22 protein-coding genes are annotated in these 21,952 nt (G+C 67.4%); 9 read left to right on the plus strand and 13 right to left on the minus strand.

Annotated features, from left to right (window positions below; genetic code table 11):
* The 7 genes from A5659_RS01850 to A5659_RS01880 form a co-directional block, all read right to left on the minus strand.
* The coding region (locus tag A5659_RS01850; RefSeq protein ID WP_067179029.1) for an HNH endonuclease signature motif containing protein at positions 1-1,108 on the minus strand (1,108 nt) is incomplete at its 3' end.
* 78 nt (positions 1,109-1,186) lie between these two features.
* Positions 1,187-1,399, minus strand: coding sequence for a hypothetical protein (locus tag A5659_RS01855; protein WP_197497881.1), 213 nt, complete (start codon positions 1,397-1,399; stop codon positions 1,187-1,189).
* A complete protein-coding gene (locus tag A5659_RS01860; RefSeq protein WP_067022831.1) occupies positions 1,396-1,851 on the minus strand; it encodes a MaoC/PaaZ C-terminal domain-containing protein in 456 nt (151 codons plus the stop codon). Before A5659_RS01860 ends, A5659_RS01855 begins: the two co-directional genes overlap by 4 nt.
* Entirely contained in the window at positions 1,848-2,378 is a 531-nt protein-coding gene (locus A5659_RS01865) for a MaoC family dehydratase N-terminal domain-containing protein (RefSeq protein ID WP_066881003.1), read from the minus strand. The genes A5659_RS01860 and A5659_RS01865 overlap by 4 nt, the downstream gene beginning before the upstream one ends.
* 13 nt (positions 2,379-2,391) lie before the next feature.
* On the minus strand, positions 2,392-2,817 hold the full coding sequence (locus A5659_RS01870; protein ID WP_066866952.1) for a nuclear transport factor 2 family protein: 426 nt from the start codon (positions 2,815-2,817) through the stop codon (positions 2,392-2,394).
* A 91-nt stretch (positions 2,818-2,908) separates the two neighbouring features.
* Positions 2,909-4,495, minus strand: a complete 1,587-nt coding sequence (locus A5659_RS01875; protein ID WP_067179030.1) for an AMP-binding protein — start codon at positions 4,493-4,495, stop codon at positions 2,909-2,911.
* An 18-nt stretch (positions 4,496-4,513) separates the two neighbouring features.
* The gene (locus tag A5659_RS01880; protein WP_369806955.1) at positions 4,514-5,623 is read right to left on the minus strand and encodes a Rieske 2Fe-2S domain-containing protein; all 1,110 of its coding nucleotides are present in this window, start codon (positions 5,621-5,623) and stop codon (positions 4,514-4,516) included.
* Positions 5,624-5,776: 153 nt separating this feature from the next.
* On the opposite strand from A5659_RS01880, the gene A5659_RS01885 reads away from it, so the two are divergent.
* Positions 5,777-7,015 carry a cytochrome P450 gene (locus tag A5659_RS01885; protein ID WP_067179032.1) on the plus strand — a complete coding sequence of 413 codons (1,239 nt, stop codon included), beginning with the start codon at positions 5,777-5,779 and terminating at the stop codon, positions 7,013-7,015.
* 19 nt (positions 7,016-7,034) lie between these two features.
* Here A5659_RS01885 and A5659_RS01890 read toward each other — a convergent pair whose 3' ends face one another.
* Both A5659_RS01890 and A5659_RS01895 read right to left on the minus strand, forming a co-directional pair.
* The gene (locus A5659_RS01890; RefSeq protein ID WP_066866641.1) at positions 7,035-7,226 is read right to left on the minus strand and encodes a ferredoxin; all 192 of its coding nucleotides are present in this window, start codon (positions 7,224-7,226) and stop codon (positions 7,035-7,037) included.
* 17 nt (positions 7,227-7,243) lie between these two features.
* Entirely contained in the window at positions 7,244-9,631 is a 2,388-nt protein-coding gene (locus tag A5659_RS01895; RefSeq protein WP_067179034.1) for a CoA transferase, read from the minus strand.
* Positions 9,632-9,731: 100 nt separating this feature from the next.
* Here A5659_RS01895 and A5659_RS01900 point away from each other — a divergent pair, with 100 nt between their 5' ends.
* On the plus strand, positions 9,732-10,553 hold the full coding sequence (locus tag A5659_RS01900) for a FadR/GntR family transcriptional regulator (RefSeq protein WP_066866638.1): 822 nt from the start codon (positions 9,732-9,734) through the stop codon (positions 10,551-10,553).
* Between the two features lie 18 nt (positions 10,554-10,571).
* Positions 10,572-11,288: an SDR family oxidoreductase gene (locus A5659_RS01905; RefSeq protein ID WP_067179036.1), complete on the plus strand. Its 717-nt coding sequence runs from the start codon at positions 10,572-10,574 to the stop codon at positions 11,286-11,288.
* A gap of 3 nt (positions 11,289-11,291) precedes the next feature.
* Here the strand turns inward: A5659_RS01905 and A5659_RS01910 are convergent, their stop codons facing one another.
* Positions 11,292-12,152 carry an LLM class flavin-dependent oxidoreductase gene (locus A5659_RS01910; protein WP_067179038.1) on the minus strand — a complete coding sequence of 287 codons (861 nt, stop codon included), beginning with the start codon at positions 12,150-12,152 and terminating at the stop codon, positions 11,292-11,294.
* Positions 12,153-12,227: 75 nt separating this feature from the next.
* On the opposite strand from A5659_RS01910, the gene A5659_RS01915 reads away from it, so the two are divergent.
* The 5 genes from A5659_RS01915 to A5659_RS01935 all read left to right on the plus strand — a co-directional run bounded on the left by A5659_RS01915 (position 12,228) and on the right by A5659_RS01935 (position 18,170).
* Complete coding sequence (locus A5659_RS01915) at positions 12,228-13,298, plus strand: acyl-CoA dehydrogenase family protein (protein WP_067179040.1); 1,071 nt, start codon at positions 12,228-12,230, stop codon at positions 13,296-13,298.
* 106 nt (positions 13,299-13,404) lie between these two features.
* Positions 13,405-14,496 carry an acyl-CoA dehydrogenase family protein gene (locus tag A5659_RS01920; protein ID WP_197497883.1) on the plus strand — a complete coding sequence of 364 codons (1,092 nt, stop codon included), beginning with the start codon at positions 13,405-13,407 and terminating at the stop codon, positions 14,494-14,496.
* Entirely contained in the window at positions 14,493-15,650 is a 1,158-nt protein-coding gene (locus A5659_RS01925; RefSeq protein ID WP_197497882.1) for an acyl-CoA dehydrogenase family protein, read from the plus strand. The genes A5659_RS01920 and A5659_RS01925 overlap by 4 nt, the downstream gene beginning before the upstream one ends.
* Complete coding sequence (locus A5659_RS01930) at positions 15,647-16,582, plus strand: acyl-CoA dehydrogenase family protein (protein WP_067179042.1); 936 nt, start codon at positions 15,647-15,649, stop codon at positions 16,580-16,582. The genes A5659_RS01925 and A5659_RS01930 overlap by 4 nt, the downstream gene beginning before the upstream one ends.
* A gap of 82 nt (positions 16,583-16,664) precedes the next feature.
* Positions 16,665-18,170 carry a class I adenylate-forming enzyme family protein gene (locus tag A5659_RS01935; RefSeq protein ID WP_067179044.1) on the plus strand — a complete coding sequence of 502 codons (1,506 nt, stop codon included), beginning with the start codon at positions 16,665-16,667 and terminating at the stop codon, positions 18,168-18,170.
* On the opposite strand, the gene A5659_RS01940 is transcribed toward A5659_RS01935, so the two are convergent.
* From A5659_RS01940 to A5659_RS01950, 3 genes are read right to left on the minus strand one after another with little or no spacing between them, the layout of a single operon-like run.
* Positions 18,167-19,381, minus strand: a complete 1,215-nt coding sequence (locus A5659_RS01940) for an NAD(P)/FAD-dependent oxidoreductase (RefSeq protein ID WP_067142733.1) — start codon at positions 19,379-19,381, stop codon at positions 18,167-18,169. The two genes, A5659_RS01935 and A5659_RS01940, sit on opposite strands and share 4 nt — an antisense overlap.
* Positions 19,382-19,384: 3 nt before the next feature.
* Complete coding sequence (locus tag A5659_RS01945; protein WP_067142736.1) at positions 19,385-19,573, minus strand: ferredoxin; 189 nt, start codon at positions 19,571-19,573, stop codon at positions 19,385-19,387.
* Positions 19,570-20,541 (minus strand): metal-dependent hydrolase, encoded by a 972-nt coding sequence (locus tag A5659_RS01950; RefSeq protein WP_066866655.1) that lies wholly within the window; start codon positions 20,539-20,541, stop codon positions 19,570-19,572. Before A5659_RS01950 ends, A5659_RS01945 begins: the two co-directional genes overlap by 4 nt.
* 311 nt (positions 20,542-20,852) lie before the next feature.
* Here A5659_RS01950 and A5659_RS01955 point away from each other — a divergent pair, with 311 nt between their 5' ends.
* Positions 20,853-21,884: a hotdog fold thioesterase gene (locus A5659_RS01955; RefSeq protein ID WP_066866618.1), complete on the plus strand. Its 1,032-nt coding sequence runs from the start codon at positions 20,853-20,855 to the stop codon at positions 21,882-21,884.
* Positions 21,885-21,952: the final 68 nt, after the last annotated feature.

The raw sequence follows: 21,952 nt of genomic DNA on the forward strand, positions 1-21,952 counted from the left end.
GGCCTTCGTCGTCGCGGACCACGAGTGCGTGTGCGGGCCCGGTGATGGTGATGACACCCCGATGATGTGACCGGTGATGGTAGGGACAGAGCAGCACCAGGTTGGCTAGTTCGGTGGGGCCGCCGTCTTCCCAGTGCCGCAGGTGATGGGCGTGCAGACCGCGGGTGGCACCACAACCCGGCACCACACAGGTGCGGTCGCGATACTCGAGCGCGCGGCGCAGCCGCCGGTTGATCACCCGCGTGGCCCGCCCGGCACCGATGACCTCGCCGCGGCGTTCGAACCAGACCTCACCGGTGGCATCACAAGTGAGATAGCGGCGGTCGGCATCGGTAAGCAGCGGACCCAGATGCAGCGCCGCGGTGGGTTTTTCCACGTCGAGGTGCACCACCACGGTGGTGTGCTGTCCGTGCGGGCGCCGCGCCGCCTCGGCGTCCCAGCCGGTCTCGATCAGGCGCATGAATGCCTCGACGGTGCCCGGCACCGGGGGCCGCTGATCCGAAGCGCCGTCGCCGTTGTCGCGATCGTGTTTCCACTCGGCGATCACCGCCTCACGATGCGACGCCAACGCCGCGTCGAACTTCGCCGCATCGGGGTGCGGAAGCGTGATCCGGTAACAGCTGCCCTGCTCGGTGCTGGTCGCGGTGAATGAGCGCTCAAGCTGGGGCCGGGGCTCGGGGTCCGGTCGCGGTTCCAGCTTGACCGCGGTACGCAACTGGTTCACCGTGGCCACCGCGGCAAGCTCGGCGTAATGCTCATCAGAACCCTCGCCAGCCCGCGCCGCGATCACCCCAACCTGGTCCAGCGACAGCCGACCCTCCCGCATGCCCTGAGCGCAGCGCGGAAACTCCTCCAGCCGGCTCGCAATGGTGGCGATCGTGCGCGCATTCCCCGACGAACACCCCATCTTCCAAGCCACCAACGCCGGCACCGACCGCGCCCCGGTCATCCCGCACAACTCGTCGCGATCGATCTCGGCCACGATCTCCACGACGCGCCCATCAATCGCATTACGCTGACCCGTCAGCTCCGCCAGTTCATCGAAGAGCTCCCCGAGACGTTCCTTCGGGGACGCTTCGACGCTGGCGGCAGTCGCGGTCGGGGACATGACGCCATCATCACAGCCACCACCGACAAAAACGGTCTCCCCCCATTCCGCGGCCCCAATGTGTGTGCGCAGAAACCCCTATGAGATCTCCGGTTCCCACCGCGGGTCGCGGCCAAGGCGTGCCAAAAGCTTTGTCTGCGCATCGCTCTCATCGCCGACCGGGACCGGCGCATCGAACATCCCGGACGCGGCCAAGGCCTGCGCACCTTCCGGAAGGCCGGCGCAGAACAGCTCACACCACGCCGGGTCCAGGGCGTCATCGGCGCGCCAGGTGCAGAACGGCAATGTCATCCATCGCCGGAAGATCCGGGCACCTGCAACGTCAGCTCGACCGGACAGCACAGCGCGCCATGCTGATTGGTCACCCGGATTTCGACATCGACCAGGCAGCGCGGCGGCTCCACCGAGGTGTCCCGGCGCTTCGCCACGGCCCGCCCCCGGCCGATCATCGTGTCGCCGGCATACACCGGCGCGGCCAGTCGCATGGACCGGCGCACCACGCGCGAGCGCGGCCCCGCCCAGTCGGTCGCGACGCGGTCGGCGAACCCGGCCAGGTGCATCGTGTTGACGTAAATCGTCGGATTACCCTGCGCCTGAGCGTATTTCGGGTCGAAATGGCCGGGGAAGTAATCCCACGTTGCCCCGGCGTTCTCCACCACCCGCTGGTAGCTGATGTGGTCGATCACTTCCGGCAAGTCGACGGGAACGGAGATCATCGCCCAGTCCAGGCCGTCGCCGGTCACGACGCGGGCCCGGGGGTGAAGCGGAACAAGGTATTGCGATTGGTGGCGACCACGACGTTGTCTTGGCGGCGATAGGTCTCCAGCGTCTCGACGAAATGGCCGACGCCCAGTCGCGTCCGCTTTTCCGGTGATACCGAGACCAGCTCGTCGACTGCGGTCAGCACGTCGCCTTCGACGATGGGCTCGGGGAACTCAACCTCGTTGGCGGCGTTGATAAATGTAGTACCGGGCAGCGGCACCCGCAGGGCAATCAACGAAGCGGTGCCTCTTCCCCCGGGTTGCCAGGGCGGTGCGATCAGCCAGCCCATCAACAGCGCGGGCGGCGCGAGTAATCCTCCCCACTGCCGCCGGGCGAACTCGGGGTCCCAGTATGAGCGATTACCGTCGCGCACCATCGCAGCGAACAACTGGATGCGTGCGGCGCTGACCGCGGTTCCCGCGACGCGGGGCTCGCTTCGCGCGCCGACCATCCGCAGCGCATCGTCGTAGGTGCCGAAGGCCAGCCGCTGACCGAAATCCTGATCCACGTATCGGTGCCACTCACATAACGAGGGGGTGGCGACTCGGGACGGAATCCCACTGCAAGGCACGCGAAGTGAAGTACCAGCCGCCCCGCTCGTAGATCAATGTGTCGTGGAAGGTCCCAGTGGCCCGCAGCGTGGTGTCGCCATAAATCGCGGCGAAAAGCACAGCGACACAGTGCTGAGTCGCGTTGACCCCGTCGACGCTGATCTCATGATCGACCGTGACCAGTCGTTGACCGTCGCCACCGTCGAAGGCCGACCGCAGGTCGCTGAAAAGCTCACCGTCGCGGGTATAGCTGGCACCCGAATGACGGAAGGTGGAGACCCAGCGGTCGCGATCGCCGTCGGAGTAGGCCCGATTGTGCCGGGCGTTCAGATCCAGGATGGCAGCGCGTCCGGTGGCGGCTTGCAGCATTTGCTGTTCTTGATAGGTCATGGTCATCGCTTCCAGCCTCTCTGGAGAAATCACTGCCGACAATGGGCTGAGGGGACGTTAATGCAACTCGTCGACTATTACGTGACATTAACGGAACCTAACGGCGAACGACATACCCACTACTTTCACGATCCCAGGCCCCCGGACTGACGCCGCGTTCGCGCAATAAATCTTTGCGTATCCGGCCCATCACGTTCTTCGGCAGTTCGCTCACGGTCTCCACGAATCGCGGCACGCAGAAGTAGGGCATGCGGGCCGAGCAGAAGTCGAGCAGTTCCGCGAAATCCAGTGTGGCGCCGGGCCGCAGCGTGACGACTACCAGGACGTCGTCCTCGCCCAAATCGCTCGGCACGCCGACCGCGGCGGCCTCGGCCACGGCGGGATGACTGGCGACAACGGCCTCCACCTCGACCGAAGAGATATTCTCACCGCGCCGGCGCAACGCATCCTTGATTCGGTCCACATAGGTCAGATTCTGGTCGCGATCGAGGCGCCCGAGATCGCCGGTGCGAAACCATTCCGGATGCGGCTTTATCTGCGAATCCGCGCCGACGTAGCCCACGCTCATCACGTGCGGATACCTGGGCCGACAGGCGATTTCACCCACGGAGTCGGCGGGCAGTGGATTGCCATGCTCGTCGAGGATCCGCACCTCGAAATCGGGATTCGGCCGGCCCGAAGTCCCGGGAACCCCGTCCTCGGCGACCGACTTGAGGGCGATGGGAAAAGCCTCGGTGAGCCCATACATCGTGACAATGCGGCAGCCGTAACGCTTTTCGATGTCGCGGTAGGAGTTTGCGTCGATCGGCGCGGCGGAGATGAACCGTAGCGGCAGCCGTGTGTCATCCGGATCCGCGGGCAGATTCCGCAGCATCGAGACCATCGCCCCGGCACCGGCGAACCCGACGGCGCCGCGGGCGCGTATGTCGTCCCACACCTCGCCGGGGTGAAAAGACCCGGCCAGCAACGTCGTTGCGCCGACCAGCATGGGCGCCAGGATGCTGGGTGCCGCACTGAGGTGAAACAACGGCATCGCCGTCCACAACACCTCGCCCTCGCGTAATTGCCAGGCCGATGAGACGGTGGCTGCCACGGAAAACAGGTAGTGCCATGTCGTGGCGACCGCTTTGGACGGGCCGGTGGTGCCCGAGGTGTAGAACAGGCAGGCGAGGTCGTCCGCCTCGCCCGGGTCATCGACCGACGCGTCGCCGGCGTGTTGTCTCAACGTCGCGGTCAGTGAGTCACCTTGCACCACAATGTTCGTCAGGCTCTCCGCCGCGTCGGCGACCTCGGCGGCGCGGGGCCGGTGTTCGGCGTCGGTCAGCATCACCTTGGCGTGTGACAGCCGCAGGGCGTGCAACAGGAAGTCGCCTTTGTTCGCGGCATTGATCGCCGCGCTCACCGCACCGATCCGCGCCGCGCCCAGCCAGAAGTAGACCCATTCCGGACACGTGCCGGTGAACAACGCGATGCGGTCACCCCGTCCGACTCCCAACTCGCTCAACACCTTTGCCGCCGCACACGACCGCTGGCGCATCTGCTCGAAGGTCACGTCGACGCCGGCGATCGACATCATCACCCGGTCGGGGTACTGCCGCGCGCGGCGGTCGAGCACGGCCGGCACGGTGAAGCGGTCGACGCCGTAATCGGCGGGCCGCACGGACCCCACGCGGTCAGCGCACATCGGTCTGTGTGGCTCTGGTCAAGCTTTGGCGGCCGCCGGGTCGGGCTCGCCGTCGGCGCCGTAACCGAAGTCGGAGGGCGACGGTTGCTCCCCCGGGTAGAAGCGGTGGGCCCACCGACGCAGGGCCGCGTAGTCGTGTGCCTCTTCGGGCGCCAGGTTGGGCTTCTCCAGGTATTTCATGTTCTCCCAGGTGAAGAAGTCCTGTTTGATGACCTCTTGCTGCAATGCCAGGAACCGGGCGGCACGTCCGGTGGGCACGTCACCGCTGTCGCCCGGTTCACGCACGGAAGCCTGCGTGTAGAAGTAATCGGTGTAGTCCTCGTCGACCGGGGTCTGCCCGGTCACCTCGATAGTCGCCACCAGCTCGCTGGGGAACCGGACGATGCCGAGGCCCAGCGAGTAGTTGTCGTAGATGATCTTGGCGTCGACCGGCCCGTCGGGTGTCAACCAGGTCGAGCCGCGGCCGCCGCCGAAGTGGGCGTTGACGGTGGCGTGCAGGTGATAACCGGCCACCTCGAACGACGCCGTCGTGGCCGGGTTGGCGGCCTTGTGCACGTACTGAACGTGATAGGGGTCGGCGGCGTTTTCGATGATCATCTGCGGGTGCACCTTGACCCGGTTCAGCATCTGGCTGTGCGGGTGCAGCGGGTAGTACTCGTTGGTTTCCAGTTCCGGCAGCACCGGCGGCTGCCAGTACGGCGCCCGCCCGTGGCGCTCGTGCCAGGCCAGGATGAAGCCGTACCATTCCATGCTCGGATAGGTCCGGATGCGGACGTTGTTCTTGCAGCCGATCTTGCTGTAGGGAATCAGCGCGTTGGTTCCATCGCCGCGCCACTGCCAGCCGTGCCAGGGGCAGACGATGTTCTCGCCTTCCACGGTGCCGCCGACCCCCAGGTTGGCGCCGAGGTGCTGACAGTAGGCCTCCATCACGTGAACCTGGCCCGACTCCGTGCGGAACAGCACCAACTCCTCGCCGAAGTAGTGCGCGCGCCTGACCTGGCCGGGAGCCAGGTCGCTTCCGAAGGCGACGATGAACCAGCCCGTCGGGAAACGGTAGGTCGACAGCGCGATGCCACCCGGTCCGAACTCCCGTTCCGAGGGGTCTGACTCTGGAATCGTATTCGTCACGAGCACTCCGTTTCCCACGCGGCCGGGCGCATCAGGGCCGCTCTTAACTCACCGCGTTTCGACGACTAAGGTCTATTTTTACTATTTTAGACATTGAACGTCAACGCGCCGCCGCCCGGGCGTGGCGTGGCGTCGGAGCCAATGGGGGTTCGCATGACGGCCGCTGCGGTGGACCTTTCCGATTTCGCGTTGTGGCGTAACGGTTTTCCCGACGAACTGTTCGCCGAGTTGCGGCGTACCAGGCCGCTGTTTCGGCACGACCTGACGCCGGGCGTCGCCGACACCGTCCAGCGCCAATTCTGGGTCGCCACCAAACACCGGCATGCGGTCCGCCTGCATCGCGACACCGACTCGTTCACCGCGGCCGACGGCCCGCTCATTCAACCGGTCGCCATGTTCTCGGCATCCCCGACGATCATCACGCTGGATCCGCCGGACCTGAACAAGCGCCGCAAGCTGATCTCCAACGCCTTCAACCCGCGTGCGATCGCCAAGCTGGAGAACGGGATCCGGGCGCGCGCCGCGCGGATGATCGACGGCCTGCTCGCGCGGGGCGGTGGGGACTGGATCTCCGACGTTGCCGACGCGCTACCGATGACGGTCATCGGCGACATCATCGGCATCCCCGAGGAGGACCGGCCGCGGATCTTCGAGCTGTTCGACCGCATCCTGAAGGCGCTTGCGCCCGAGGAGCACCCGAGCGGGCACGTCGAAACCGAGCTCTTCGCCTCGGTCTTCGAGTACGCGATGGAGCTCACCGCCGAAAAGCGGCGCAATCCCACCGACGACATCTGGAGCACGCTGGCGTCCGCGGTGATCACCGGCGACGACGGCGAGCAGTTCAGCCTGCCCGAAAACGAACTCGAGTTCTTCTTCTTCGTGCTGGCCTTCGCCGGCAGCGACACCACCAAGAACGCGCTGGCCATCGGGCTGCAGGCGTTGGTCGCCAACCCCGAGCAGATGGAACGCTATCGCGAGCGGGAAGACCTGCGGGCCAGCGCGGTCGAGGAGGTGTTGCGCTGGGCGTCACCGGTGGCGTACTGGACGCGCACCGCCAAGGTCGACGTCGAGATGGACGGCCAGCACATCGCCAAGGGCGAACGCGTGGTGTCGACGCTGCGTTCGGCCAACCGCGACGAGGAGGTGTTCTCCTCGCCGTTCACCTTCGACATCGGCCGACAGCCCAACCCGCACGTGGCGTTCGGCGGCGGCGGACCCCACCACTGCCTGGGCGCGATGCTGGCCCGGGCCGAACTGCGCGCGGTCCTCGACGAGCTGCTGCTGCGCTGCGACGACATCGAGATCGGTCCGGCGAAGGTGGCCCATCCGAATCTGACCACCAACATGTCGATCTACGACGAGATGGCCATCTCGCTGACCGAGCGGCGCTGAATCACTTACGCGCGAAAGCTCAGTCGACCAACCGCAGCGCGGCCTTGGGACATTGGTCCACCGCGGCCCGCACATCGATCTCCAGACGCGGCGGCACCGGGCCGTCCGCGATCTGCACGACGTCCTCGTCGCCCAGCTCGAACACTTCCGGCGCAAGCGATTCGCAGAAGCCATTGGCCTCGCACAAGTTCTCATCGACCGTAACGCGCATCAGCTGCCCTCCACTTCTCATAGGCCCTTGGGTCGGGTCCCGATCACCCCGCCGGTCGCCAGGCGGGTCAGGTCTTCGTCGGTCAGCCCGCACCTTTCGCGCAGGACCTCCTCATTGTGCTCGCCCAGCTTCGGCGGCGGCCGCAGCAGCCACCGCTGCTGGCCGGCGAGCCGGGCGAACGGCGGGCAGGGGTAGAGCCCCAGCCCGGTGCTCGAATGATGCAATGCCTCGAAAAAGCCGCGCTCGCGCAGTTGGGGGTTGTCGGTGACCAGCGACGGCGACACCACCGGCGCTGCGGGAATTCCCGCGCCCGCCAACAGCTCCACCGCCGCATCGCGTGGCCGCCCGATGAACCAGTCCGCCAGCCGGGCATCGATGTCGTCGGCTCGACGGTGCCGCCCGGCGATCGTGGACAGCTCCTCGTCGTCGCACCACACCGGTCGGTCCATCAACGCCACCAGCGCCCACCACTGCGCGTCGTCGCGAACGGTGATCGCGATCCAGTCGTCGGGTCCGGCGCACCGGTAGATGTTCTGGATCGCCGTACCATGACCGCGGTTGCCGCGACGGCTCAACGTCACCCCGAACACTTCGGACTCGATCGCCTGAATCGCGGTGGCGTTGAGCACGGTTTCCAGCATCGGCAGCTCGACCAGCTGGCCGGTCTGAGTGCGTTCGGCGAAGTTCAGCGCGGCCAGCACGGCGAACGCGGCGTGCACACCGGCCAGCGGATCGCAGGCCCCGCGCGGTGTCACCGGGGGCGCGTCGGGCAGGCCGGTCACCCAGGCCAGGCCGGCGATCTGTTCCATGGTGGGCGCGAACCCGACGCGTTCGCGCCACGGCCCCTCGACGCCGAACGCCGGCATCCGGGCGAACACCAGTTTCGGGTTGACCTTGCGCAGCACGTCGTCGGTCAGCCCGAATTGCTCCATCACCCGCGGCGAGAAGTTCTCGATCACCACGTCGGCGCCGGCGACCAGCTCGGTGAACAGACCGTGGCCCCGCTCGGACCCCAAATCCAGTGTGACCGAACGCTTGTTGGTGTTCATCGCGTGGAACACCCAGCCGTACTCCCACCAGTCGTCCACGTCGGTGCGCATCCCGCCCGAATACCGGATGCCGTCGGGACGCTGGATCGACTCGATCTTGACGACGTCGGCGCCGAAGGCGGCCAGCAGGTGGGTTGCGGCGGGCCCGGCCCAGAAGGCGGTCAGGTCGACGACGCGGACACCGGCCAGCGGCAGCCCGTCGGGCTCCGGCTCCGCTTCGAATTGCGAACGGCGCCAGGGGGACTCGCTATCCCCCTCGCCGACGAGGGGCGTATCACCCACGGGTCTGGGTGCGCAGGCCGCCATCAGCCAGGGCGGCCGCGGCTGATCGAACCCGACGGGGTTGGCGACGAAGACTTCGCGCTCGCGCACGTACTCCAGCTCCCGGATGGTGGCACCGTTGCCCAGCGCCGCGATCGGCAGCCGGAACAGCTGTCCGAGTTCGACGATCTCCGCGACGGTCCGTTCGGCCAGCCAGGGACGGATCTGTTCGCGGATCAGGTCGCGGTATTGCCACCGGCCGATCTGAAACCGCAGCTGTTCGATCTCCTCCAGCTGCGGACATTCCACCATCGCGGCGAAATCGAGCCACTGTTGACCGGTGACCATGGTGATCCCGACGTAGCCGTCCTTGGCGGGTTCGATCGAGGGGACCTCGGTGGTGCGCCCGATCGGCGGGACGCACAGCAGCTGGGAATGCAGCCATTCGCTGCTCTGCATCGTGGTCAGCGCTTCCAGCATGGACAGGTCTAGGTGCTCGCCGGGACCGCCGCGCTCGACGCGGCGCCGGACGGCCAGGGTGCCGAAGGCGGCGAACACGCCGCCCATGTACTCGCCGAGATCGCCGCCGATGGCGATCGGCGGACCGGCGGGGTCGCCGCGGAAGCCGGGCGAGCCGGCCCACGCCTGCAAGGTGAACTCGGTGGCGGCCCGGTCCGCGTAAGGTCCGGTCCAGCCGAAGTCGGAGATGGTGACGATGATCGCCCGCGGCGAGTGTTCCAGCAGTCGTTCCGGGTCGATGCCCAGCGCCGCGGCGCGCGCCCGGCCGGCGGTGACGACGATGACGTCGGCGCCGGCCAGTTCGTCGCGGTAGCGCTGTGAGTCCGGAGCGAACGTCATGCTGCGCTTGCCCGCGTTGAGGTAGCTGAAGAACGGGGCGGCGCGCCCCTGGGCAAGCGGGGACCCGCTGGCGGTGTAGCTCCGCAACGAATCCCCTTGCGGCGGCTCGATTTTGCGCACCTGCGCGCCGGCGTCGAGCAGCAGCTTCCCGCAGTAGCTGCCCGCTATCCGGTCACTGATCTCGACGACACGCAAATCGTGTAGCGGTGTCGGCCGGCTGTCGGCCCGCTCGCTCAATTACACCCGCCCTTCCGATCGGCATGCGACCAGAGAAGCTATTTATATCATTACTGTTAAAATAGCTAAGCCAGCGAGTTGCTTGTGTTTTGAGGATCGGATGACCGCCTTGGGAATTGGCCCCGACGCCCGGCGCCGGCTGTCGGCGCCGCGGATCGCCGAAATCGTAGCCGACGAGTTGCGCCGTCAGATCATCGACGGTGAACTCGCGGACGGTGATCTCTTGCCACGTCAAGAAGTGCTCGTCGAACAATTCAATGTGAGCTTGGTGTCGCTGCGCGAAGCCCTGCGAATTCTGGAGACCGAGGGGCTGGTTTCGGTGCGGCGGGGCAACCGTGGCGGCGCCGTCGTGCACGCCCCGGCCAAGACCAGCGCCGCCTACATGCTCGGGTTGTTGTTACAGAGCGAGTCCGTGGAGCTCGCCGACCTCGGCATGGCCCTGCAGGAACTCGAGCCCGCCTGCGCCGCCCTGGCCGCTCGCCGGCCGGACCGGGCGAGCACCTTGGTACCCGAACTCACCCGGATCAACGAGTCGATGGCCGAAAACCTGGACGATGGAAGGCTTTTCACCGAAATCGGGCGCGAGTTCCATGACCACGTCGTGCGCGGTTGCGGCAATCACACGATCATCGCGGTCGTCGGCAGCCTCGAGACACTGTGGAGCAGCCACGAACGACAGTGGGCCGACGAGAGCGCGTCCCGCGGCACCTACCCGTCGCTTACTCAGCGCCGCGCGGTGCTCAACACCCACGTCAAGCTCACCGAGACGATCGCCGAGGGCAACGTCGATCGGGCTCGCCGCATTGCGGGCCGGCACCTGGCCGACACGCAGACCTACGTCCTGTCCGGTCAGCACGACCAGCGTATCTACGCGCTCTCCCCGCAGGCGTTGTCGCGGCCGCGAGACATTCGGCACTCCTGAAGGGCGGCCTGCACGGTCATGCGAACCGCATTGGTCACCGGCGGTAGCGGCGGGATCGGAAAGGGCTGCGCCCGCAAGCTGGTTGAGCGCGGTTACGACGTGGTCCTCTCGGCGCGCCGCGAGGCCACGCTGCGGGCCGCCGCCGAGGAGATCGGTGCCCGCCACATCGTCGCCGACGCGTCCGACCCGAGCAACTTTTCCGCTGCCATAAGCACATTGGAGGCGATCGATCTCGTCGTTCACGCCGCCGGCGCGCTCGGGGGTACCTACGCACGCAAGCAGACCTTCGAGCAGTGGCAGGCCATCATGTCGGCCAACCTGGATTCGTGCTTCGTGGTGACCTCGGCGGTCCTGCCGAAGATGTCGGCGGGCTCGCGGCTGGTGTTCATCTCGTCGTCGGCCGCACACGAGCCGATGCCGGCCCGCACCGCCTACTCCGCGTCGAAGGCCGGGATGAACGCGTTCGCGCGAGCCCTGGCGCTCGAGGTCGACCGCGACGGCATCAGCGTGCATATCGTCACGCCGGGCCCGGTGGCCACCGAGATGCTGCAGGACGTCCCCTTCGAGATGTATGCGATTCAGGTGGCGGACGTCGCCGAGGCGGTCGCCTGGCTGGACACCGTCGACCCGTCGGTCGATCTGCCGGAGATCCGGCTGTCGGCCGTGGAGCGTGGCCCGTTCGCGCGACCGCCGGTCGTGCCGACCGAAGCCCGGCGCCGCGCGAAACGCGGCTGAGGCCTACGGCGCCGGAAAGGCTTTGATCACCGATTCGCCGAACTCGTGCAAGGACTCCGGGGCGGCGAAGTCGGCGAACCATACGTAGAACCGCTCTACCCGCTGGGCGGCCAAACCAGTGAAGTGTCCGATCAGCTCGTCGGCGTCGCCGCAGACCAGCCCCGATCCGAGGTTGCCGAATCGCCGGATGCTGACCTCGCGCACGCTATCGGGATCACCACCGGACCGCACGAAGCCGATCATCTGCTGAATCGACATCCGGGCCGTCCCCGCGGCCCCGGCGAGCTTCGGCAGCCGGTCGAGCTGGTGCGCCGGTAGATTCCACCAATCCGCGTGCTTGCGAACGAGTTCCATCATCATGGGTCCACTCCCACCCAGGACCAGCGGTATCGGGTGAGATCTCGGCGGCGCCTGCGGGGCCGGGCCGTTTCGCTCGTCGCCGTCGCCCCAGTACTGCTTGAGCAATCTCAGATGCCGGCCGAGTTGCTCGACCCTCGCCCGCGGATCCTGTTGGCCGACATCAAATCTGGTGAACTCCGACGGCCATGATCCCGCGCCGAGGCCCAGCTCGAACCTGCCCTCCGACGCCTCGGACAACGTGACGGCCTGTTTGGCGAGCACGGCAGGGTGCCGAAACGCGTCGCACAGCACCAGATGCCCGATCCGCAAGCGCTCGGTCTTGGCCGCCACCCAGGTGGCAATGCCCATTGCCTCCCAGATGCTTTCGTCGGGCAGCCCGGGCGCCTCCAGGTGATCGATGAAGGCGATTCCATCGAAACCGCTGGCCTCGGCCTGATGTGCCCGGTCCGCAATGCCGGCCGCCGACAATCTCACCTGGGGCAGGAACAGATACCACTCGGCCACGTGCCACCTCTACGTCGGATCCGTGCGATTGCGACGGCACGGCTAGTTTATTATCTTTACTATGTTAGAGGTCTTATGGATGTCGGGCTGAACTCGGAGCAGCTGTCGCTGCGCGACACCGTACGCGACATATTACGTACGGAGTGTCCACCCGATGCCGCGCGTCAAGCGATCACCGACCCCGAGCGGTGGCGCACGCTGTGGAAGACGGTCGTCGACCTCGGCTGGACCGAGCTGGCCGCCCCGGGCGTCGGTGACTACGGACCGGTCGAGCTGGCCCTGGTTCTCGAGGAATGCGGTGCGGCGCTGGCCCCAATTCCGTTGTTGGGCAGCATAGGTCTGGCCGCGGGCCTGCTGCGCAACACCGGACTCGACGCGGTGCTGACCGACATCGCCGGCGGTGTCGTGGCCACCCTGGCGGTTCACGCCCACGGATCCCGACTGCCCGGTGCGCCCATGACACTGCGCCAAGGACGCCTGCGCGGCACGGCGATTGCCGTCCCCAACCTGTCGCGCGCCGAGCTCGTCGTCACGCTGGCCCGCTGCGACGACGGTGACACCGTGGCGGCGGTCGCGCGCTGCGGCGACGGCGTCACCGCGGTGCCGGCGGCCGAATCGACCGATCCCGCCCACCCGTTGGCCGGCGTCGAGATCGACGCCGAGCCCGTCGCGGTGGCGCCCGCCGACCTCGATTCGGCATTGACGGCGCCCTGGGTGGCCGCGGCCGCCGACCTGCTGGGCGTGGCGAGCGCCGCGCTGCACCGCTCGGTCGAGTACGCGAAGTCACGGCGCCAGTTCGGCCAGCCGATTGGTGCGTTCCAGGGCATCAAACACGCACTGGCGGACAACTACGTCAGCATCGAACGCGCCCGCAGCCTGACCTACGCCGCGGCGGCGCGCCTTGCCGAACCGGACACGCCCTCGACCGACATGTGGACCGCCGCGGCGTTGGCCAAGGCGGCGGCCAACGATGCGGCGGCCAGTTGCACGCGCACGGCCGTTCAGGTGCACGGCGCCCTGGGGCAGACCTGGGAGCACGACGCCCACCTCTACGTCAGGCGCGCCTGGCAGGGCGCCGCCCTGCTAGGCGACAGCCGCGCCCTGTATTACGAGGTGGGCCGCCGATTCTGTGGGGGTGCCGCGTGAGTCGCACCGGCGACGATGCAGCGGGGGCACGCCCCCACAAGTGGGAGGTACCCCCGCCCGCTTGCGGGGGACGCCGCGACGAGGAGGAGCGGTGCCGGTGAGTGTCGTGGTGGACGAATTCGGCGCGTGGCTGGCGGAGTTTCTGCCCGACGACTACTACGCGAACTATCGGCAATACCGCTGGGATCTGAGTTTGCGGCGCGATTACCAGCGGGCCTCATTCGAGGCCGGGTGGTTGCAGCCGACCTGGCCCCGCGAGCACGGCGGCCGATCGCTGGGCCTGCGCGACGCCATGGAGGTCCGAATCGAGGCGGCACTGCGGTCGGCACCCAAGCTCCCCAACATCGCGGGGCCCGGCGTCGCCGCGCCGGGCATCCGGCAATTCGGCACACCCGCCCAGATCGAGCGTCTGCTCGTCCCGCTGCTGCGGGGCGACGAGTGGTGGGCGCTGGGCATGTCCGAGCCCGAAGCGGGGTCGGATTTCGCCGGCCTGCGCACCCGCGCGGTGCGCGAGGGCGACGTGTTCCGGGTCAACGGCCACAAGATCTGGACCACCCAGGCGCACCTGTCGCGGTGGTGCACCCTCTACGCCCGCACCGATCCGGACGCGCCGAAACACCGTGGCATCTCGTGCCTCATCCTCGACCTGCAGTCGCCCGGGGTCAGGATCGAACCCATCCGGATGTCGTCGATCTCCGATGAGACGTTCTGCGAGGTCTTCCTCGACGACGTCGCAGTGCCGGCGGAGAACCTGTTGGGACCGCTCAACGGCGGCTGGCACGTCGCCATGTCGTCGCTGCACCACGAACGCCAGATGATCTGGATCATGAACTGGGTTGAGATCAAACGCGGGCTCGACTCGGTGCGCGACGCCGCGGACTCGAGCCACGACGCCTACGCCGAACTCGGTGCACTGCTGGCAGACGCCGAAGCATTGCGGGCCACCGGTTACCGCGCCCTGGGCAACGAACTGGCGGGCCGGCCCAGCCCGGAAGCCGACACCATGAAACTGCTCGGATCGCTGACCTTACAGCGGGTTTGGGAACTCAGTGCGGCCGCGGCGGGCCCGGAATCGGCCACCGACCCGGATCTGCTGTTCGAACGCCAGGACGCGCTGGCCGCGACCATTTACGGCGGGACGTCGGAGGTCCAGCGCAACATCATCGCCGAGCGCCTGCTCGGGCTGCCGAAGGGATGACGACAATGGATTACGACCTCGGCGACGACGCCGGGCAACTGCGCAGCCACCTGCGCGAGCTGGTTGCCAACCACATCCCCGCCGACTTTCTGGGCGCCTGCACCGAAAACCCGCAGGACCTCGCCACCACCGAGACGTTCTGCAAGCTGCTGGCCACCGAGGGGCTGCTGGCGTTGGCGTGGCCGAAAGAGCATGGCGGCGGTGGTGGTTCGGTCTGGCAGCAGACGGTCCTGCGCGAGGAGATGTGGGCGCAGCACGAGCCGCGCGGTCCGCAGTACATGGGGATCAACTGGGTCGGGCCCGCGCTCATGCGGTACGGGACGGCCGAACAAAAGGCCAAGCACCTGGCGGCCATCGCCTCCGGGGACGTGATCTGGTGCCAGGGCTTTTCCGAGCCGGAGGCCGGCACCGACCTGGTGTCGTTGCGCACCCGCGCCGTTGCCGACGGCGACGGGTGGCGCATCACCGGCCAGAAGGTGTGGACGTCGTACGCGCTGATGGCGTCCTGGTGCGTGCTGGCGGCCTGCACCGATCCCGAAGCCCCAAAGCACAAGCGGCTCACCCTTTTTCTCATTCCGATGGACCGGGCCGGATTCACGGTCCGGCCGATCCCGTCGATGCTGGGACCGCACCACCTCAACGAGATGTTCCTGGACGACGTGCAGGCGTATCCCGGCGACGTGCTCGGCGAGGTCGGCGACGGCTGGCGGGTGATGCGCGAAGCCCTGGCGTTCGAGCGGGTGGGCATCGCGCGCTACGCGCGCTGCGAATCGCTGCTCGAACGGATGCGCGCCCAACTCGGCGACGACTGGGACCAGCTTCCCGAAACGATCCGCACCCGCTGGGTGCGCGCCCTCGTCGACCTGCGGGTCGCCCGGTTGCTGGCCTATCGCGCCGTGTCACTGCAGGACGATCCGGCGGCCGGGGCGGCCGCCAGCGCCGCACGCATCATCACCACCACGTGCGATCAACTCGTCGCCGAGCTGCTGTTCGACGTGCTGGGCCCCACGGCGCTGGACAGCGGAACCTCCGCGGCGCTGCACGGAGCGATCGAAGACCATTGGCGTTACGCGCAGGCGGCCACGGTGGCATCGGGCACCATCGAGGTCCAACGCATGCTGGTGGCACGAGACGTATTGGGAGAACACAGGTGAAAACCGATCTGCCGCAAGACATCAGCGATTTCGCGGCCGTCGCGGGTAAGCGTTTGACCCGATTGGGCGGACCGCCGGCCGCGCTGCGCGCCGAGACCGACGACACCATCCGGAATGCGGCGCGCACCGCGCTCAACGACGTCGGTGCCTTCGAGCTCGACGTGCGCTCGGAGCCGGACGACCTGCTGGCCGCGGCGGTGCTGTGTCAGGCCGCCGGCGCCACCGTGCTCCCCTATCCGTTGGTGGAGGAGCTGCTGGCGATCGACGGCGCACGCCTGACCCTGGTCAATCCGAAAGCCCCGCGCATCGACCACGGCGATCTGGCCGGTGAGTGGGTCGCCGCGGACCTGGACGGCAATCGCTACCGGCCCCAGCCGGGGTCGCGGACCGGCGCCAAGCTGGGGCCATTCCTGGTTCCGGCCACCCTGAGCGCACCCGATGCAAGCGTGCCCGCCGGTGACGTTAACCTTCATCTCGTGCTGGGATCATGGCGGATTCTGGGAGCGGTGCAGCAATCGCTGCGGGTGGTCACGGAGCACGTGCGCGCCCGGATCCAGTTCGGCAAGCCGCTCGCCGACTTCCAGGCCGTCAGGTTCGCCGTCGCCGATGCCGCCGTCGCGGTCCGCGGACTGCACGAACTCGCGAAGTTCACCATCTGCCGGCCGGAATCGCTTGCTGCACAGATCCATTCGGCCGACGCCCTGATTCTTCGGCTCAAGGCCGCAGACACGGCACGACAGGTGATGCGCACGTCGCACCAGTTACTCGGCGCCCTGGGTTTCTGCGACGAGTCCGACGTCAGCGTCCTCGACCGGCACACCCAGCCGCTGATCCGGTTGCCGCTAGGCACCGAGGAACTGGCCTTGCGCCTGATCCCCTGCGTCTCGGACGGGTCCTTCGAGACGCTGTTCAGTGAGCCGGTATCGGCATGACCCGCGCCGGTGACGATGCAGCGGCGGCACGCCCCCACATGTGGGAGGTACCCCCGCCCGCTTGCGGAGGAGAGCGGCGCAGATGAGCCAATCCCCCGCCGCCGCGGTGACGCCCAATCCGTTCGCTGAGGGCATCCCGTTCGGGGTAAAACTGCGGCAGCTGGCCGAAGAACGGCGCGACGATTCGGCCGTGACGATCGTCGCGCTCGACGGCAGCGCGGCCTCGCTGACCTTCGGTGAACTCGATGCCCGCGCCAACCAGTGGGGTCGTGCGCTGGCCGGCCGCGGCGCGCAAACGGGTTCACTTGTAGCACTGGCCATTCCGAACTCCCAGCATCTGGTGCTGGCGACGCTGGGATGCTGGAAGATCGGCGCGGTGCCCGTCCCCATGCACTGGGATCTTCCCGAGTGGGAACGCGACCGGGTGCGCGACGTCATCAACCCCGCCGTGGTCGTCGACGAACAGAGCCGCTGGGAACTCGACGCTAACGCGGCCGGCGAACCCGATGGCGCCTTGCCGGTCGCCGTCTCCCCCACCGCCAACGGGATCTGCAGCAGCGGGTCTACCGGCGTGCCCAAGGTGATCCTCAACCTGGCGCCCTCGCTGTGGATCCCGCAACAGGGCGAACCGTTCCTGTCGAACTGGACACCGGTGGCCCAGCCGCAGACCATCATGGTGCCCGCGCCGATGTATCACACCAACGGCTTCGCCACCTTCCTGATGATGCTGGGTGGCGACCATCTGGTGATACTCGAAAAGTTCGATGCGGCACTGGTTCTCGATGTCATCGAGCGGTTCCGGATCACCAACTTCACCGCCACGCCCACCATGCTGGCGCGCATCGCGGCCCGACCCGACGTGCGGCAGCGAGACCTGTCCAGCATCGTGTTCATCCTGCAGGGCGCCGCGGTGATGCCGCCGTCGCTGTTGCACACCTGGTTCGATCTGCTCAGTCCCGAGCAGATCGTGACGGCATACGGCATGACCGAAAACCTCGGGCTCACCGCGCTGCGCGGCGACGAATGGCTAGCCCACCCGGGCAGTGTGGGCCGCGGATTCCGGGACACCGAGATCCGGATTCTGGACGCCGACAAGCGACCGCTGGGTCCCGGCGAAGACGGTGAGGTGTACCTGCGGGCGCCGATGAGCGCCGGATACCGCTATCTGGGCGGAGCGCCGCCGCTGCCGTCGACCGAGGACGGGTTCCGCTCCGCCGGCGACATCGGCCACCTGGACGAGGACGGCTACCTCTACATCGTCGACCGCCGCGTCGACATGATCGTCAGCGGCGGCGCCAACGTCTTTCCGGCCGAAGTCGAGTCGGCGCTCGCCGGCCACCCCGGCATCGCCGACGTCGTCGTGATCGGCCTGGCCGACCCGCAATGGGGGCGCCGGGTGCACGCCGTGGTTCAGCGCGCCGACTCCGACGGGGCCGCGCCACTGACCGAACAGGAAGTGATCGAGTACGCGAAGAACCGCCTCGCCCCCTACAAAGCGCCCAAGACCGTCGAGTTCGTCGATGCGATTCCCCGGACCGCGGCGACCAAGGTCAACCGCTCGGCGATGATCGCGGCCCGGGGCGGCTAGTCCGGCGGCAACGGCGGGAATTGGGCCCGCTTCTCGATCGCTCCGCGGTAGGCATGCACGCGACCCGGGATCGTTCCCAGCACCGCGATGGTGTGGCCGTTACGGCCGTACGCGGCAACGAATTCCCACGAGTCGGGATCGCCTTCGACGAATTCCAGCGCATCGTATCCTGTTGGTACGCCGAGCATCTGGACCTTGACGTCGTATTGATCGGACCAGAAGTAGGGCAGCTCGTCGTAGGTGTCCGCGCGGTCGCGGCCGGCCAGCAGGGTCCGGGCGGCGGCCGCACCCTGACGTCCGGCGTCGTCCCAGTGCTCGGTGCGCAGATGGCGTTCGTAGAGCGGATGCCACCAGCGCGCGACGTCGCCGGCCGCGACGACCGGGACGCCCGCGGCGTCGCCTTGGACCGCGCCCGTGCCATCGCAGACCACTCCGTCGTCGACCCGCAGTCCCGTGCCGTCCAGCCACTCGGTCGCAGGAACCACGCCAAGGCCGATGACGACGAGATCGGCCGGCACCTGCGAACCGTCGCTGAGCCGAACCGCCTCGACCCGCCCGTTGCCGACGAATGCGTCGACACCCGCGCCGACCCGCAGGTCCACGCCATGGTCACGGTGCAATTGGGCCCAGTAGGGCGCCAACTCCTTGCCCAATGCGGCGAGCAGCGGGTTTTCGGCCTTCTCGATGAGGACCACGTCCAGGCCCAGGGATCGACAACTGGCGGCCACCTCCGCGCCGATGAAGCCGCCGCCCACCACGGCCACCCGCGGGCGCGCGCCGAGTGTTTCCCGGATCCCCAGGCAGTCCTCCACCGTGCGCAACGTCAGCACGCCGTCGGGCACCGGCCCGCCCGGCCACTCGCGCGGCACCGCGCCGCTGGCGATGACCAGTCCGTCGAATTGCACAGCGAGGTCGTGATCTTCGTCGCGAACGTGAACCGTACGCGCGGCCATGTCCAGCTTGAGCGCCGAAGCTCCGCGCAGCACGCGGGCATCGAGCTCGAACTGGGGCGCGAGGTCGACGCCGGCCCTGTGCACCTCGCCGGTGAGCAACTTCTTCGAGAGCGGAGGCCGGTGGTACGGGGCCTGGCGTTCGGCGCCCACAATGGTCAAGTCACCGTCATACCCCTCTTGTCGCAGGGTCTCCGCCGCCCGCGTCCCGGCAACGCCCGCACCGACGACGACAACCTGCCTGAGCTGATCTGTGGGCATCGGTCAGTCCTGCACCGTGATCGCCCGAGTGGGACACGACACCTCGGCCCCAATCAGCTTGTCCCGCAACGACTCCGGCGGTTGCTCCTGCAGCACGTGGAGTCCGTCCTCTCGCACGTCGAACACCTCGTGGCAGATGCTCATGCACACGCCATTTCCATCGCAGGTGTCCAGATCCACCACAACCTTCATCGGACCTCGGCCTTTCTTGCCGCACCGGTGGAACTTTCGGTGCCTCGAGAACTGTCAGGACCACCCGACTTCGCTTGCGAGCGCGCGCGCTCCTTAGCCGCTCTCGCCACCGGCGAGTAGTTCAGGTAGTCGACCGCCATCTGCGTGGACGCCTCATCGTTGGGATGATGACTGGGCCGCAGGTACCGGACGGGCGTTGTCACCATGAGCTTCCACGGGCCTGGCAACCGGTACTCGCGGGCGGCCCACAACCAGTCGCGCCAACGCCACTTTTGGTCGATCGTGGGGTCTTGGGCCATCAGGTAGCGGGCACCTGCGACCCACCAGGCGATGAACAACGGCGTAGTGAAGAACATCGAGAACGCCCTGATCCAGTAGTTGCCGCTGACATGCTGGAACACGTCGTACACCAGCGAGCGGTGCTCGACCTCCTCGGCGCCATGCCAGCGCAGCAGGTCGAGCATCATCGGGTCGGCTTTCGCATAGTCCAGGCCTCGGTTCGTCAGCACCCACTGGCCCAACATCGCGGTGTAATGCTCGAGCGCCGCCACATCGGCCAGGCGTCGATACAGCCACCACCGCTTCATCGCGGGCGTAAACCACCTGGGCGGATCACCCAACGTCAGTGACAACAACCTGCCGAGCCGGTCGGTGTACGGCTTGGTATCGATGCCCTGCTCGGCCAGATGGTCCAACACCACCTGGTGCGCCCATGCATGCCAGGACTCCTGCTGAATGAACGGTTTGATCGCCGCCTCCAGCTCGGGATCATCGACCAGCGACGACGCTTCGAGGACCGCCTTGATGAAGTGCCGCTCACCCTCGGGCAGCAAAAGATGCAACACGTTGATCATGTGCGTCGAGAACGGGTCGCCGGGCACCCAGTGCAGCGGGGTGTCCGACCAGTCGAATCGAACCATCCGTCGATACTTCGGATGTCCCTCGTGGTGAAGTTGGACCTCTGGCATCTCCGAACCCTTTCCTCCCTCGGCCAACCGCGGCGCGCCGGTCGATTTTCCAAGGAGCGGTCGACTTGCGAGTCGAACCTCGACCCCCGTCGCGTTTCACCGCCCCCGTTGAGTGCCGCACTTCGCCGAGTACAGCTGTTCACTGAGCGCGTACCCGCACCGGCGGCCGGCTATTCGCTCCTGCGGTGCCAAGCACCTGAGAATTCGCTGTCGAGACCCGCCATCGTCTTCGATCAAGGGATAGGTTGCCAGGCGCGGTAACCTCATTCTCATGGCGCGAGCAGCGCGCAATGGAAGGGGACCACTCGCTCATGGCCGACCCCGGCGACGACATCGAGATCACGCGCGGCGACCGCTTCATCAAGACGGCCGTGGCGATACTGGGCGAAACGGGACGCACCGACTTCACCGTGCAGGAGGTCGTCGCACGGTCCAAGACGTCGTTGCGCGCCTTCTACCAACACTTCAGCAGCAAGGACGAGTTGCTGCTGGCTTTGTTCGACCGAACCATCGCCCAATCGGTCAAGACCTGGCGCGCGGAGACGACGGGACTGGACAGCACCTCGGCGCTGAAGCTGTTGATCGACCGACTCAGCCAGCAGCCGGAATCGAGCACCCAGGACAGCCTCAACCGCGCGTTGACGCTCTACAACCAGCACCTGGCCGAGACCCGGCCGCGCGAATACGCCCGAGTGCTCTCTCCCCTGCACGGACTGATTCGCGACATCGTCGGGCAAGGCATCACCGAGGGGGTCTTCAACCCCGGATTGGACGTCGGCGCGGCGGCCGCCATCGTCATGCAGACGATGATGGGTGCGCAGCGATTGCATTGGCTCGGTTCGGAATTGAACGGAACGCCGGTCGACGCCGGCCAGCTGTACGACTTCTGCAGCCGCGCCCTGGGCATCCGCGACACCGACGAAGAGTCGACCGCCCCGTCGCTCGCCGAGCTGTTCGGCCAGATCGGCATGCGCCCCACGACCCGCAATGGCCAATTCGCCATGACCATGCCGGTCAGCCCCGCGGTCGTCAACACCTCCGGCGCGCTGCAGGGCGGCCTGATCGCCACGCTCGTGGACGTGGCGGGCGGACAATTCGGGCTGGACTACCTGCAGCCGGGCACCACGATGACCACCGCGGATCTGTTCATCCGCTACCTGCGGCCGGTCCGGCAGGGGGCGGCCTTCGCGGTGCCCACGATGCTGCGGTCCGGACGACGGGCGATGGTGATGCAGGTCGACATCTACGGCGACGGAGACGACGAACTGCGCGCCACGGCCACCGTGAATTTCGCCGTCATCAACGGCGACACCCCGACGGGCGGGCTGCGAGCCGACGGCTGAACCGCTATACCCTGTTGCGCACAAGTGGTAACGTCGTTACCACAGGTGAGAATTGAGACTTCTGCTAG

This window comes from Mycobacterium sp. 1165196.3 (genome assembly GCF_001673415.1).
Lineage (GTDB): Bacteria > Actinomycetota > Actinomycetes > Mycobacteriales > Mycobacteriaceae > Mycobacterium > Mycobacterium europaeum_A.